This is a genomic window from Propionivibrio limicola (genome assembly GCF_009469695.1).
GTDB classification, from domain to species: Bacteria; Pseudomonadota; Gammaproteobacteria; order Burkholderiales; family Rhodocyclaceae; genus Propionivibrio; species Propionivibrio limicola.
This window is the reverse complement of record NZ_SSSR01000018.1, coordinates 17,237-31,579: the sequence shown is the minus strand read 5'-3', so window position 1 is coordinate 31,579 and position 14,343 is coordinate 17,237. Positions and strand designations below refer to the sequence as shown.

The following is a 14,343-nucleotide window of genomic DNA, read 5'->3' as shown; positions in this document are numbered from 1 at the left end:
TTGATGCACTCCTTTCAGGCGTCGCTTGGCTCGAAGCGCTTCCGGTTGAGGACGTAATAGAGCAGCGGAATCACGACGAGCGTGAGCAGCGTGGATACGGCGATGCCGAACAGCAGCGACACCGCCAGTCCGTTGAAAATCGGGTCGTCAAGGATGAAAAGCGCCCCCATCATGGCGGCCAGCGCGGTCAGGCCGATCGGTTGCGCGCGCACGCCGGCGGAACGGATGACCGCCTCGCGGAACGGCACGCCCTCGTCCACCTGCAGGTTGATGAAATCGACGAGCAGGATCGAGTTGCGCACGATGATGCCGGCCAGCGCAATCATGCCGATCATCGACGTCGCGGTGAATTGCGCGCCGAGCAGCGCGTGCCCGGGCATGACGCCGACAAGGGTGAGCGGAATCGGCGCCATGATGACGAGCGGCGTCAGATAGCTCCTGAACTGCGCGACGACCAGCAGATAAATCAGCACCAGCCCGACGGCGTAGGCGGCGCCCATGTCGCGGAACGTCTCGTAGGTAATCTGCCATTCGCCGTCCCACTTGAGCGCGTAGCCGCTCCACGCATCGGCGGGCTGGCGGATAAACGTCTGGCCGAGCCTGCCGCCCTCTTTCAGAATTAGGTCGTTGAGCTTGGCGCGGATGGCAAACATGCCGTAGAGCGGACTGTCCAGATCGCCGGCCATGTCGCCGAGCACGTAGGTCACCGGCATCAAATCCTTGTGGAAGAAAACCCGGTCGCGCTCGCCGGAGACGACGTCGACGAGATCGGCGAGCGGCACGGTGCGTCCGTCGGCCGTTTTCACCGGCAGCTTGAGCAGGGTCCGCACATCGGAAAGCTTCGCCGACGGCAACTGCAAGCGCACGGGAACGGCGTACTTGCTTTGCTCGTCATGCAGAAACGCCGCATCGCTGCCCTGCCCCGCCGCATAAAGCGTCTGCGCGATCTGCGACTGGCTCACGCCGAGCTGTGCGGCCTTGCCCTGCAGCACGCGCAGGGTCAGCTGCGGCGACGCGGCGGTGTCGGTCGTATCGGTATCGACGATGTGGGCCGTGCCTTCAAACGCGGCCAGCACCTGCCGCGCTACGCTGCGCCGCCCAACCTCATCCGGGCCGTAAACTTCGGCGACGATGGGGCTGAGCACCGGCGGTCCCGGCGGCACCTCGACGACCTTGACGCGCGCCCCGTGGACGGCCGCGACTTTCTGCAGCGCCGGGCGCACGGCCAGCGCGATCTCATGGCTCTGCCGGTCGCGCTGGTGCTTGTCGACCAGATTGACCTGAATATCGCCCAGTTCGCTCGAAGCGCGCAGGTAATACTGGCGCACCAGACCGTTGAAATTGATCGGACTCGCGGCCCCGGCATAGGCCTGATAGTCCGTCACCTCCGGCACCTTCGCCAATTCCGCCCCCATGTCGCGCAGCACCGCCGCGGTCGTTTCGAGCGGCGTGCCGGGCGGCATGTCGACGACCACCTGAAACTCGCTTTTGTTGTCGAACGGCAGCATTTTCAGCACCACCCCTTTCAGCAGCGGCAACGCCAGCGAAATGGCGATGGCCGCGCCGACGCCGAGCCAGAGCTTGCGCCGCGCCCGATGGCCGCGCTCCGAATCGAGGAAGGGGCCGAGCACGCGCCGCGCCAGCTTCATCAGGCGGCCTGCATCACCTTCGCCGTGTGTCTCGACTTCCTGATGTTCAACCAGCCACTTGTTGGCAAGCCAGGGCGTCACGACAAACGCGACCGCCAGCGAAATCAGCATGCCCATGCTCGAATTGATCGGGATGGGGCTCATGTACGGTCCCATGAGGCCGGTCACGAAAGCCATGGGGAGCAATGCCGCGATCACCGTCAGCGTCGCCAGGATGGTCGGCCCGCCGACTTCATCCACGGCCGGCGGGATGATTTCCCACAATGGCTTGGCCGGTTCGAGCGCCCGGTGTCGGTGGATGTTCTCGACGACGACGATGGCGTCGTCCACGAGGATGCCGATCGAAAAAATCAGCGCGAACAACGACACGCGGTTGAGCGTGAAGCCCCATGACCAGCTCGCAAACAGTGTCGCGGCCAGCGTGAGGATAACGGCCGCACCAACGATAGCCGCCTCGCGCCGACCGAGCGCCAGCCAGACCAGCGCGATGACCGAGGCCGTGGCAAAAATCAGCTTTTGAATCAGCTTTGAGGCCTTCTCGTCGGCGGTTTTCCCGTAATCGCGCGTTACCGACAGCTCGACATTGGCCGGTATCAACTGGTTGTGCAGCGCCGTAACGCGCCGGATGACGGCCTCCGCCACATCGACGGCGTTCTCGCCCGGCTTCTTCGTTACCTGCACGGTGACGGCCGGGAATTCGCCGCCCTTCTCGCCGCCCTTCTCGTCCCCCTCGCCCGCCACGCCGTGCCAGACGTAGCGGTTCGGCATCGGCGGCCCGGCTTCCACCGTCGCCACGTCCGAAAGGTAAACGACGCGGCCATCGCGCGTGCCGACGACCACCTCGCCGACATCCTTCGCATCATTGAGGAAGTCACCGACATTGACGCGGAGCAGGCGGTTGTCCGCCGCCAGTTCGCCGCCCGGCAACACCAGGTTGCGCGCCTGCAGGCTCTGGGTGAGTTCGCCCACCGACAACCCCAGGGCCGCCAGCCGCTCGGCATCGAGATGCACGTTGACGGCATTGCCCGGCCCGCCGATCGTCGTCACTTCGCGCGTTCCCTTGACGCGTTTGAGTTCCGCCTCCAGGGCGTGGGCCACCCGCTCAAGCTCGAACGCCGACATGGCGGTATCCTTCGTCCACAGCGTCAGCGCGACGATCGGCACGTCGTCGATGCCCTTCGGTTTCACGATGGGCGCCATCACCCCCAGTCCGGCGGGCAGCCAGTCGCTGTTGCTGTCGAGCGTGTCGTAGAGGCGAACGAGCGCTTCGGTACGCGGCACGCCCACCTTGTACTGGACGGTCAGGATGGCCATTCCGGGCCGGGAAACGGAAAAGACGTGCTCGATGTCGGCAATCTGGTCGAGCACTTGTTCGGCCGGACCGGCGACCAGCCGTTCGACGTCGGCGCTCGACGCACCGGGGAACGGAATCAACACATTGGCCATCGTCACGTTGATCTGCGGCTCTTCCTCGCGCGGCGTGATGAAGGCGGCGAAAATCCCGAGCAGAAAGAGGACAAGCGCCAGCAACGGCGTGATCGCGTTGCGCTGGAAAAGCGCCGTGATGCGGCCGGAAAGGCCAAGCCGGGGCGTGGAATCGTCGTTCATCGGGATTCCCGGCCCGCCGCACGCGCGGCCTCCGTCGCGCTCTCGATTCCGGCCTTGACCGGTTCGAGCGCAACGTGCTCCCCGGCCTTGAGCCCGGACAGAATCTCGACGCGCCCTTCGCGCATCGCTTCGCCGAGCCGCACCTGCCGTTGCTGGAAGCGGCCATCGGCGGTCTTTACATAGACGGCGGTCAATTCGCCGCGCCTGAGCACCGCCGCCGCAGGAATCGACAGGCGATGCACCGACTCGACCGCTGGCAGTGCAAAGCGGGTCCGGGCAAACTGCCCCGGCACGGCAGCCACGCCGGTCGGCAAATCGACGCGAATTTCGGTCGTACGCGTACCGGGATCGGCGGCCGGCAGAACGGTCGTCTGCGCACCGGTAACGACCTTGCCGGACAGTTCGATTTCAGGCGGCGTCGTGGATAGTCTGGCCCGCAGGCGGGCCATCTCCGTATCGGGCACGTAGGAGACAGCGCGCAATTTGCCGGGTTCGAACAGGGTAAGGAGCGGCTTGCCGGGCGTTGCCATATCGCCGACATCGACACTGGTCGACGCCACATAGCCATCATAGGGCGCCGTCACCACCGCATGGCTGCGCGTGGTGCTCGCCGCCTCGGCATTGGCGCGCAGCGAACTCACCCGCGCCCGCGACGCATTGACCGCGTTTTCCGCCTGATCGAGCGCTGCAGCGCTGACAAAATTTCTTTTCGCCAGTTCCTGCGCGCGCTTCAAATCCAGCTCGGCGCGCGCCAGATTCGCCTGCGCTTCGCTGGTCGCCGCCCGTGCCGACGCTTCGGACGAGACGAGTTCCCGGTCATCGATGCGAACGATGACCTGCCCGGCCTTCACCGCGTCGCCGGCGCGCACCGCCAGTTGCAGGACCCGTCCGGAAACCTGCGCCGAAACGACGCTTTGGCGGATCGCCTGGAGAGTGGAATCGGCCACATAGACATCAGCGGCCGGCGTTTGCGTGACCGGGGCGGTGAGAATTTCCCCCGCTGCGAGAGCAGCCGTGCCGATCCCTGCCAGCAGGAGAAACAGATGTCGGATGTTCATCGCACAGCCCCCTTGCAACAGCACTCCCTGAAAAAACTCTAGTTTAGAACAGTCGAGCGTTCCAGCACATGGGCGATCAGGACGTCGGTATTTTGGCCGGCGTGCGCGGGTCGATGTTCGCCTTGATGCCGCCGCTGAAGCTCTTCACGTCGAATCCGTGCTGCGCCAGAACGCGCGCCGCGAAGTAGCTCATCTTGCCGAAAGCGCAGACGGTCACGACCGGCCGTTTTTTGTCGAGCTTGTCCAGACTGGCGCGCAAGTTCGGGAAGGGAATATTGACGACATCGCCCGGCACAGGAAAAGCCTCGGCCAGCGGCGCGCCACGCACATCCACGACCTGCACCACCGGATCGTTCGGCAGTTCGGTCACATGAGCCACCAGCCCATCGCGACGATTGCAGGCGGCAAAGCCGGCGAGGTTGATGACGTCCTTCGCCGAACCGAACGGCGGCGCGTAAGCCAGCTCCAGATGGCACAGATCCTCGACCGTCATGCCAGCGACAATGGCGGTCGACAAAACGTCGAGCCGCTTGTCGATGCCTTCATAACCGCTGGCCTGCGCGCCGAGCAGCCGCCCCGTTTCCGGCGCCCAGAGAATCTTGAGCGTTATCGGCTTGGCGCCGGGGTAATACGACGCATGGTGGTTGTCGTTGACCGTCACCGTCGCAAAGGGAATGCCCGCCGCACGCAGGCGCTTTTCGCTCCAGCCGGTGATGCCGGCAACGGCTTCGAAGGCGCGCACGATGCCGGTGCCGACCGAGCCGGGGTAAGGACGCGCCTTCTCGCGCAGGAAGATGTGATCGGCGGCAACCCGCCCCTGACGATTGGCCGGTCCGCCCATCGGCACCGCCGTTTTGCTTTCGAGCACGCGGTCGAGCGTTTCGACGGCGTCGCCGGCGGCGTAGATATCCGGGTCGGACGTGCGCTGGAATTCGTCGACGACGATATGGCCGCGCGGCCCCAGATCGAGGCCGGCCGCCTTCGCCAGTTCGCTGTCCGGTTTGACGCCGATCGACAGGATGACGAGATCGGCGTCAAGCGCCTTGCCGGAAGCGAGATGGCAGCGCACATGCGTTTCCGCGCTCTCGAAGTGGGCGATGCCGTCGCCGAGATGCAGGCCGACGTCGTTATGGCGCAGTTCGCTCTCCAGCAACGCCGCCATCGGCGCATCAAGCGGCGGAATGACCTGCGGCTGCAGTTCGACGAGCTGCACGGTAAGCCCCTTTCGATGCAGTTGCTCGGTCATCTCAAGGCCGATGAAACCCGCCCCGATGACGACGGCGCGCATCCCAGATTCGGAAGCGGCGACGATGCGATCCATGTCCTGCAGGTTGCGCAAGGTGAAGATGCGCGGATCGTCGATCCCCGGCAGATTGGGGCGCAACGGCGAGGCGCCGGGGGCGAGCATCAGCTTGTCGTAGGAGAGCCATTCGCTCGTACCGGTCAGCAGGTGGCGCACTTCGACGCGCTTGTTGGCGCGATCGATGCCGACCGCCTCGGTGCGGGTGCGCACGTCGAGGTTGAGCAACCCCTTGAGCGATTCCGGCGTCTGCACGGCGAGTACATCGCGCGCCGGAATCTCGCCGCCGATGTGGTACGGCAAACCGCAGTTGGCAAAAGAAACGTCCGGACCGCGTTCGAGGATCGTAATGCGCGCCGATTCATCAAGGCGCCGTGCGCGTGCCGCGAACGACGCTCCAGCGGCCACTCCGCCGATCACCACAATGTTCATCTGTTCCATGCTTGCTTACTCCGCGAATGATCATTTTCTATCGCCCCCCAAACGGGGCACCCGAACAATATATTGACACACATTATATTCGTCAATATAGTGTTTCCAACACAACGCTGAGCGCAACAACCATGGACATCAATCAATCATCACCCAGCATCGCCTTGATGCGCGCCGCGGCCACCGAGGCCACAGCGCTGCTATTTGCGCTGGCCAACGAGAACCGCTTGCTACTGCTCTGCCAACTCAGCCGAGGTGAAACATCGGTGAGCGAACTGGAAGAATTGCTGGACATTCATCAGCCAACGCTTTCCCAGCAACTGTCCGTGCTGCGCACCGAGGGGCTGGTCAATACGCGCCGCGACGGCAAGCGAATTTATTACTCGGTCACCGACCCGAAAGTACTGGCCATACTCAACACCCTTTATGACCTTTTCTGCCCGATCAAGGAGCGTTAATTCATGACCATCGACTGGAATCAATTCACGCCGCTCAGCGCCTTGTTAGGCGGTCTGCTGATCGGCCTCGCCGTCACCCTGATGCTGCTGTTCAAAGGCCGTATCGCCGGTATCAGCGGCATCGTTGGCGGTTTGCTGCAACGTCCGCAAAACGGCGACCTGGCTTGGCGTGCAACCTTCATCCTTGGCCTGCTGCTCGCCCCGGTGCTGTATGGCCTGTTCGCCCCACTGCCGGGAAGCCGCATCGAGGCCGATACGGTGTCGCTCGTGCTGGCCGGATTGCTCGTCGGCTTCGGCACCCGTCTTGGTTCGGGATGCACCAGCGGTCACGGCGTTTGCGGAATCTCCCGCCTTTCGCCGCGCTCGCTGGTCGCGACGGCGACTTTCATGCTCACCGGCTTCACCACCGTCTTTGCCATTCGCCACCTGTTTGCTTGAGGATTGCCCGATGAATATTCTGATTTCGTTCGCCGTTGGTTTGATTTTTGGCCTCGGCCTGATCGTTTCCGGCATGAGCGACCCGGCCAAGGTGCTCGCCTTCCTCGACCTCGCCGGCCGTTGGGATCCGTCTCTCATGATGGTCATGGCCGGCGCAATTGGCTTGGGCTTCTTCGCCTTCCGCTTCGGCCGCCTCCGCAAAACCTCGCTGCTCGGCAGGCCGATGCAAATACCCACCCTCCGGAACATCGATAAGCGGCTAGTCGCCGGAAGCGCTCTCTTCGGTATCGGCTGGGGCATCGCCGGTATCTGCCCGGGACCAGCGCTCGTGCTCGTCGGCTCCGGCGCAAGTAAAGGCGTCATCTTCACTCTGGCGCTGATCGCCGGCATGTCGCTGTTCGAGTTGACGCTGAAACAACATAGACAGTAACGTCACTATGAACTTCATGCAGTTTCTTTGAACTTTTTCCGCGTCTTGACTATCTCATGCAACGGTTCATAATTGAACCATGGTTGTAATTCCGGCAATCTGGAGGCGTTCTGGACGCGGGTTCGATTCCCGCCACCTCCACCTAAGCGTATCGGAGTGCTCTTAGGTGGGGGTGTATCTGGTTTCGACAGGGCGGACAAAGGTGCGCAGGCAACTCGTCAGGCGATCGACGTTAATGAAGCAAATCTCTAAACGCCAACGATGAGCGTTTCGCACTGGCCGCTTAAGGCCTATGCCGAGGCTGCTTGAGCCTTGTTACCAAAGAAAAGCCGGTGGGGACTTCGGTCCCCACCGTCACATCTGCCGGGCAGACAGCATGCTGTCTGCCGTTGTTCTGTACTGTGCCGTTAAGCATTTTTTGTCACGAAATACAGCATTACCTCATGCTGAGTTAAAAATGCCATACGACATATGATGTCGGAGCGGAATGTCAAACTATCACCAATCTTTTGATTGGACGCTGCCATGGATCGGCGTGATTTTTTGTTTTCCCTGACGGCGAGCGCATTAAGCGCTTCCGCACCTGTGATCGGTCTTGCCAAGACAGTGGCAAATACGGCGCCCCAAAAGCCATTTTTTTCCCAGCGCGAAGAAAGACTTTCACAAGTAACGCCCCCTCTTGCAGAAATAGGTGATCACGATTTACTTCGGGTCGTCGTTGTCGCGATTGGCGGGGCGGGTGGCGATATCACAGCGCGACTCCGGCCGGCTGTTTCATACCCTTTCGAGACGGTGGCTGTCGATACCGACTTGATCGGACTCAATCGTGTGCCAGCACAACGACGCATCCTATTGGGATCGGGGGGACAAGAACAGCTCTCGCCAAACGATGTTCGCCTACTCGCAAAATCGAAGGCGCCAGAAATCACATCAGCTCTTGCCGGCGCCGATATCGTTTTGATTATTTCCAGTCTCGGCGGTGGGGCCGGAACGGGGGCTGCGCCCGTTGTCGCCGCGATTGCCCATGATCTGGGCGCGCTCACCGTGGGCGTTCCCGTTTTGCCGTTCCCGTTTGAAGGGCTCAGGCGCAACCAGATTGCGGCAGCTGGCTTGAATGCATTGGCACGACGAGCCGACATTGTCGTGCCCATATCGAATGCCGACTTGCTGCACTCTCTTCCGGCGGGAGCTCCGTTTTCCGACGTGTTTGCCCAGTCACAGACGGCAATCGAGAACGTCTATTGGGGTATTGCCGGCGTTACAGCGCTACAAGGACTTGTCAGCGTCGATCTTGAAGATATCCGCACGACGCTCGCGGGCACTACAACCGGTATTGGCTGGGGGCATTCGCAAGGCACCAGCCGCACGCGTGAGGCGACCCAATCGGCAATGCAGCATCCGCTCCTCGGCATTGATCGGCTGAAAGCAGCCCGCGGCATTCAGGTTTCCATCAGGGCGGAAAGAACCTCCCTGAAAATACGGGAAATCAATGACGTGATGACGGCGTTGCGCGCAGAGGCGCAACCCGATGCCATGATTATTTTTGGCGCCAATTACCATGAAGCATCGCCCGACATGCTTGAGGTCAGCATCCTGGCGGCCTGAAAGCTTTCAACAACAAGAATCTGATTAATAACCTGTAAGTCCCCCTAACCGAGAAGCTTCATGCGCTCGATAATGCCCTGTAACCCCTCGGACGCTCCCACCGGCAGGTAATAGGTCACGACGGACGGTGCTGCCGTGCAGTTCGATCACATTATTGCTCCCCGCCTTCCGGTGCAGCCCATCCACGTTCTGGGTCAAAACGACAATCTCCGGAATCATTGACTCCAACTCGGAAATTGCCAGATGCCCGGGGTTGGGTTGCGCATTGCGGCAATGACGCATGATCTCGGCAATATATTTCCACGACACCTCTGGCCAACAGGCGAGGACATACCCGGAAAGCGCCTCTTCGATGCGGATGCCGTCCTCTGTTTCGCCGCTGTCGTACAACCCGGTCACGCCGCGATAGGTTGGCAATCCCGAATCCACCGAAATCCCGGCCCCCGTGATGAACAGTACGCGACGCGCTCGCGCGAGGAGGCGTGCAATCTCCGTCAATGCGGAACCAATGCTCTCTGCCGTAAATGTCATGTCGGATACCTTTCCCTATTTAGACTGGCCTGGTTCATCAGCCGCTTCACAGAAAATTATCCGGACGAGTGCGCCACAATACGTCGCGGAGAAACCGGTGCCGATGGTGTAAAACGGGATCGAGCATCCACGCTTTGCTGCGACATAACTCGCCGCACACGTCCGTTACGATGAGTGCAAATTCGGCATCGGAAAGGCTTTGCATGCACAACAATTTTTCTTCGCTACGAATGCGCGACACGGCGGAAGGCGCCATCATGGGCGCGCTGATCGGCGATGCGGCGGGCGCTACGCTTGAATTTCTTGGACACAAACCTTCGGCCAACGAGGTCCGCGCTGCGCTGTGCATGTCGGGCGGCGGCGTTTGGCAAACAGCGCCCGGCCAGATCACCGACGATGGCGAGCTGATCCTGGCCCTGTGTCATGCCCTGCGCGATCGCGACCTTTATCCGCCCACCAGGGCCGCACGGTTTTATCGTCGCTGGTACTTAAGCCGACCGTTCGATATCGGCGGCGCTACCTCGGCCGCGTTGTGCGAAGGCGATCTTGACGATCACGAACTGGCCGAGCTCGTCAGCAATAACGCCCTTGCCTCCAATGCGAACTCAAAAGCCAACGGCAGCTTGATGCGCATCGCACCGTTGGGCGTGTGGTCACACCGCCTCGATATCGAAAGCACGGTGAACGCCGCCCGAAGCGACGCCCGATTAACCCACCCGAACCCATCCTGCCAGTGGGCAAATGCAGCTTATGTCATCGCGATCCGCCATTTGATGCTTAACCATGGCGACCATCGCGGCGCATTTGCGGCAGCTCATGGCGTGCTGGATGCTGTTGAGGCAAGGGAAGTTCGCGCCTGGCTGCAAGAAGCCGAACGGGGCGATCTCCCAGCGTTCTACCCAAGCGCCGGTTTTGTGCGCATCGCCTTCACTCATGCTTTTCATCATTTGCTCAACAAAACGAGCTATTACGAGGCGCTGGCGATCATTCTCTCGGGAGGTGGCGACACCGACACCAACGCCTGCATTGTCGGTGGGCTGCTGGGAGCCTTGCATGGCGCACAGGGAATTCCCGAACTGATGCGCTCGGCGCTGCTCAATTGCGATGTGAAAAAGGGGCAATTACGGCCCGAGTGGCTCCAGACCCGATACGTCGATCCGCTGATCGGAGGTTTGATCCCGGCTTGAGCACCCGCCCCGCGTCACGTTGTGTCGCATAAAACAAGATGAGCGCTGGAATACAAACGCATCTGCCGATATGCTTCATGCAATTCACCTGTTACGTCTGACATCCCATGCCTGCCACTCTGGACAATCAACTCGTCGTCGCCCTCTCATCCCGTGCGCTGTTCGATTTCGAGGAGGAGAACGAGGTTTTCGAATCGCAGGATGACGCCGCGTATATGCAGCTGCAACTCGACCGGCTGGAAGTTGCCGCAAAGCCAGGGGTTGCCTACCCGTTGGTGAAAAAATTGCTCTCATTGAACACGGAAGATCAGCGGCGCGTGGAAGTCATCATCGTCTCCCGAAATGACCCTGTCTCCGGCCTGCGGGTCTTCCGATCGGCCGAGAGCCATCACCTCGATCTGACGCGAGGCGTTTTTACCCGTGGCAAACCCGCCTACCGTTACCTCAACCCGCTGGGCGCCCACCTGTTTCTCTCGGCGCACGAGGATGACGTCAGAAATGCGTTGACGGCTGGCTTCCCCGCCGCTCGCGTATTCGCACAATCAATGCTGGAAGCCGACCGCCACCCCCATGAAATCCGCATTGCATTCGACGGCGACGCGGTTCTGTTCTCGGATGAAGCCGAACGCGTATTTCAGAAGGACGGCCTATCCGCTTTCACCGAACATGAACGCGCCAAAGCCTTTCAGCCGCTTCCGCCCGGCCCGTTCAAACCGCTACTGGATGCCTTGCACAAACTGCAGTCCGAAACCTCGGCGGAAAACGCCGTCAGGATTCGCACGGCGCTGGTCACGGCACGCAGTTGGCCGGCACATGAACGGGCCATCCGCACCCTGATGGGCTGGAACATCAGTATCGACGAAGCCATGTTCCTTGGCGGATTGGAAAAAGGCCCGTTTCTGAAAGAATTCGAACCCGACTTCTTCTTTGACGACCAGACCCGGCATTGCCAGTCGGCGGCGCAAGCCGGGCCGGTCGGTCATGTTGTTAGCGGTGTAGCGAATGAAACATAAAGCTCCAATTGCCAGAGAGGAGCCTGTCAGATTTGTATCTGTCATGCCGTGCGCTCAGATAATCCAAGCTCAAGTCGGCGAATTGGACGTCAGCCCCCCCGGTAGCTAGCCTTCTTAAAACATCGCAATTCCAAGGAGCTGCTCACATCCTTTTTTGGTTACATGCTCAGCTCTGGAATATCTGCTGAAGCCGCCGAATTCGAGCGGAAATGCGGGGCAAATGCAGACGAATAGTCGGGTTAGGGCCGGTTTTGTCGGCGTCAGCCAGAATGCCGCGAAGGTAATTTGAAACAGAGAAGATACTCACCTGCGTGAATTCTCCGCTTTTACATTCTTTTAAATTACCAATTTTGTCTTTATCCACATCCACGGAGAAGAAGGGCGAACTCGACTTTGTATCTTTCGGAGATACAGCCTCCCAGAGGCAGAGTAATGGTTGAGGTTTTAGATTTAGCTCTTGGATTTTTTTGGGGATATTCATTTCCAATAGAACCTTTTTGACCCCACTTTGCAGAAATTCTTTTTCTTTGGAATCGTAGTAATGGTTAAAAATTTTTTTTTGCTCAACCAAAGCATCGTCACAGGAACCACCGATTGGCATTTTTCTGTTTTTGCTGCCAATTCCATGAAAAGACCACGACTTGATTTCAACCTGATAGAGCTTCTCCCCTACCTGCAACCAGCCATCAAGTTGATAGCCCTTACGCTCTCCAGTCGTACAAGGAGTTCGTTTTCCGTTATCGGTTATGAGAGTCGCCAATTTACCAATACCTTCAAAGTATTGTTTCATGCAGGCGAAGGCAAATTCTTCTCCAATTACTCCTTTAATGGAACTCGAATCTTGTTGAGCTCCAGCATCTACATCGAAGAAATGAATCAACTGTTTAATATCGACAGTAAGGTAATCGTCGTCATTGCATTTTTTTGCGTTCATATTGAAGGCTGTCTTTGAATCAATTTCCATCGTCTTCCCTTGTGTCCTTATGCTTTACCTTTAGCGTACCTGAGAACTGTTGATGAACAACAGACTTTTTGCGGTCCATAATAACTTTCCCCCACCTGATATATGAGAACCTCTACAATCTGCGAAGTCATAACAACTTCCATATCGCCACCAGCGCATCCTTCGCCCCCATCGGCAAACTCACCCCCGTTTCCGAACGTACTTCCGGATGCCGCGGGTTGATGCGAATCACCGGAACACGTTGCGCTTCACTCGTGCGGCGGATTGACGGGATATCGATCCCGGCGCCGAGTTCGATGACCACCATTTTCTTCGGCAGGTCGGACCAAACCCGCCAGTTGCCGCGCTGCAGATCGTGGCGGAGGGGCTGCCAGTGCCAGTCGTCGAACATCAGGACGTTGGGCCGGGCCAGGCAGCCGCAATGCAGGCATGTGGGCAGTTGGCCGGTCCATTCGCACTTTTCCTCGTCAATTTTCGGGGTCAGGTAGTCGGCTGGCCAAACGGTTTCCCGGCAGGGGTCCATACATTGCAGATGGTGAATCGAGCCGTGAATCTCGAGGATTCGCGAGGCGTCAAAGCCGGCTTTCTGAAATTGCCCGTCCACGTTGCTGGTGATGACAAAGCAGCCGAGCCGCATGCGCGCCGCGATGTCACGCAGTATCTGGAAACCTTCGTGCGGCACGGTTTTGCGGTACAGCGCCAGACGATGGCCGTAGAAGCCCCATGCCTGTTTTGGATCGGCGAGGAAGGCGTGGGGGTTGGCGATGGAGGAAAACTCCACGCGGCTCGCCGCCAAGGCCGGATACGCTTTCCAGAAACCCTCGTTGCCACGGAAGTCCGGCAGGCCCGAGTCGACGCCCATTCCGGCGCCGGCGGTAATCAACAACGCATCGGCGTTTTTAATCAAGGCAGCCGCCTGTGCGATTTCCTGTTCGTACATTCTTCCACCCCTCTCCTTGAAATCGTTTAATCCCACCATGTCATTCGGTGCCACGCGCTGCTGTTCATGTCTTTTTCCATTTTCACAAACTCAAGAAAACGGAGCCAAACCTCTGCGGAGCGGCCATCACGCGAGACGGGGTAAAGGGCTTGCCCGAGTTCCGCCTCCAATTTTGCGATTCTCCGCTCGCGTTTCTCATCAGTCTTTTTTGCCATCATGGTCTCCTCTATCGGGTGAGTTGATCCGGAATTACGGATACCCTTGGCCGCCGTCATGGGTGCCGTAACCGGTTAAAAGCCTTCCGCCCATTTTTCCCAAAACCCGGGTTCGTCGTGATGGGCGTTTCTCATGGCGTCTGATAGCGGCACAAGATAGAAAACCACTTTCGGATCGCGCATCGTTCCGTCCGGCTTCTCGAGATAGTCCCGCACCTGCAGATACATGGGATCGGTATCGTCATACGGCACATCGACGTAAATCTGCCCTTCGTAACTCCGCATGCAGCACTCGTCGGCGAATGGCCCGCACTCCTCCCACGCGATCTGATGCTCGGTCAGCCATTGGCAGACACGCTGCCGCCGTGGATTTTTTCGCCAATCGGCTTTCGAGCGGAAGGCGATGAACAGGACATCGCGTTTCTTCTCGCGGGCGATGGCGTCAATGAATTTCAGCAGCCGTGGCATGTTCTGATTCCTCCTCAGGCAGGCATCGTGGTGTATGGATTACCCAT

Annotated in this window: 14 protein-coding genes and 1 other RNA gene; 7 read left to right on the top strand and 8 right to left on the bottom strand. The window is 59.7% G+C overall.

From position 1 onward, the window contains the following. Positions 1 to 14: 14 nt before the first annotated feature. From GH659_RS11765 to GH659_RS11755, 3 genes are all read right to left on the bottom strand, one after another. Positions 15 to 3,257 (bottom strand): efflux RND transporter permease subunit, encoded by a 3,243-nt coding sequence (locus tag GH659_RS11765; protein ID WP_153111604.1) that lies wholly within the window; start codon positions 3,255 to 3,257, stop codon positions 15 to 17. Further along, the gene (locus GH659_RS11760) at positions 3,254 to 4,315 is read right to left on the bottom strand and encodes an efflux RND transporter periplasmic adaptor subunit (protein WP_153111603.1); all 1,062 of its coding nucleotides are present in this window, start codon (positions 4,313 to 4,315) and stop codon (positions 3,254 to 3,256) included. Before GH659_RS11760 ends, GH659_RS11765 begins: the two co-directional genes overlap by 4 nt. 76 nt (positions 4,316 to 4,391) lie before the next feature. Continuing rightward, positions 4,392 to 6,056 (bottom strand): FAD-dependent oxidoreductase, encoded by a 1,665-nt coding sequence (locus GH659_RS11755; protein WP_153111602.1) that lies wholly within the window; start codon positions 6,054 to 6,056, stop codon positions 4,392 to 4,394. Between the two features lie 122 nt (positions 6,057 to 6,178). Here GH659_RS11755 and GH659_RS11750 point away from each other — a divergent pair, with 122 nt between their 5' ends. The 5 genes from GH659_RS11750 to GH659_RS11730 all read left to right on the top strand — a co-directional run bounded on the left by GH659_RS11750 (position 6,179) and on the right by GH659_RS11730 (position 8,978). Continuing rightward, entirely contained in the window at positions 6,179 to 6,505 is a 327-nt protein-coding gene (locus tag GH659_RS11750) for an ArsR/SmtB family transcription factor (protein WP_170285884.1), read from the top strand. A 3-nt stretch (positions 6,506 to 6,508) separates the two neighbouring features. After that, entirely contained in the window at positions 6,509 to 6,943 is a 435-nt protein-coding gene (locus tag GH659_RS11745; RefSeq protein ID WP_153111601.1) for a YeeE/YedE family protein, read from the top strand. Between the two features lie 10 nt (positions 6,944 to 6,953). After that, positions 6,954 to 7,373 carry a DUF6691 family protein gene (locus GH659_RS11740; RefSeq protein WP_153111600.1) on the top strand — a complete coding sequence of 140 codons (420 nt, stop codon included), beginning with the start codon at positions 6,954 to 6,956 and terminating at the stop codon, positions 7,371 to 7,373. A 31-nt stretch (positions 7,374 to 7,404) separates the two neighbouring features. Further along, positions 7,405 to 7,730, top strand: a transfer-messenger RNA (tmRNA) gene (gene ssrA / locus GH659_RS11735). Positions 7,731 to 7,898: 168 nt separating this feature from the next. Further along, positions 7,899 to 8,978 (top strand): FtsZ/tubulin family protein, encoded by a 1,080-nt coding sequence (locus GH659_RS11730; RefSeq protein WP_153111599.1) that lies wholly within the window; start codon positions 7,899 to 7,901, stop codon positions 8,976 to 8,978. 24 nt (positions 8,979 to 9,002) lie between these two features. Here the strand turns inward: GH659_RS11730 and GH659_RS11725 are convergent, their stop codons facing one another. Continuing rightward, a complete protein-coding gene (locus GH659_RS11725) occupies positions 9,003 to 9,509 on the bottom strand; it encodes a Sir2 family NAD-dependent protein deacetylase (RefSeq protein ID WP_153111598.1) in 507 nt (168 codons plus the stop codon). Between the two features lie 203 nt (positions 9,510 to 9,712). On the opposite strand from GH659_RS11725, the gene GH659_RS11720 reads away from it, so the two are divergent. Continuing rightward, entirely contained in the window at positions 9,713 to 10,696 is a 984-nt protein-coding gene (locus tag GH659_RS11720; RefSeq protein WP_170285883.1) for an ADP-ribosylglycohydrolase family protein, read from the top strand. A gap of 107 nt (positions 10,697 to 10,803) precedes the next feature. Next, a complete protein-coding gene (locus GH659_RS11715) occupies positions 10,804 to 11,709 on the top strand; it encodes a 5'-nucleotidase (protein ID WP_153111596.1) in 906 nt (301 codons plus the stop codon). Positions 11,710 to 11,875: 166 nt separating this feature from the next. Here the strand turns inward: GH659_RS11715 and GH659_RS11710 are convergent, their stop codons facing one another. From GH659_RS11710 to GH659_RS14810, 4 genes are all read right to left on the bottom strand, one after another. Continuing rightward, positions 11,876 to 12,673, bottom strand: coding sequence for a hypothetical protein (locus GH659_RS11710; RefSeq protein WP_153111595.1), 798 nt, complete (start codon positions 12,671 to 12,673; stop codon positions 11,876 to 11,878). A 127-nt stretch (positions 12,674 to 12,800) separates the two neighbouring features. Then, positions 12,801 to 13,613 (bottom strand): SIR2 family NAD-dependent protein deacylase, encoded by an 813-nt coding sequence (locus GH659_RS11705; protein WP_153111594.1) that lies wholly within the window; start codon positions 13,611 to 13,613, stop codon positions 12,801 to 12,803. A gap of 26 nt (positions 13,614 to 13,639) precedes the next feature. Beyond that, the gene (locus tag GH659_RS11700) at positions 13,640 to 13,888 is read right to left on the bottom strand and encodes a hypothetical protein (RefSeq protein ID WP_170285882.1); all 249 of its coding nucleotides are present in this window, start codon (positions 13,886 to 13,888) and stop codon (positions 13,640 to 13,642) included. A gap of 15 nt (positions 13,889 to 13,903) precedes the next feature. Continuing rightward, on the bottom strand, positions 13,904 to 14,296 hold the full coding sequence (locus tag GH659_RS14810; RefSeq protein WP_170285881.1) for a hypothetical protein: 393 nt from the start codon (positions 14,294 to 14,296) through the stop codon (positions 13,904 to 13,906). Positions 14,297 to 14,343 lie beyond the last annotated feature (47 nt).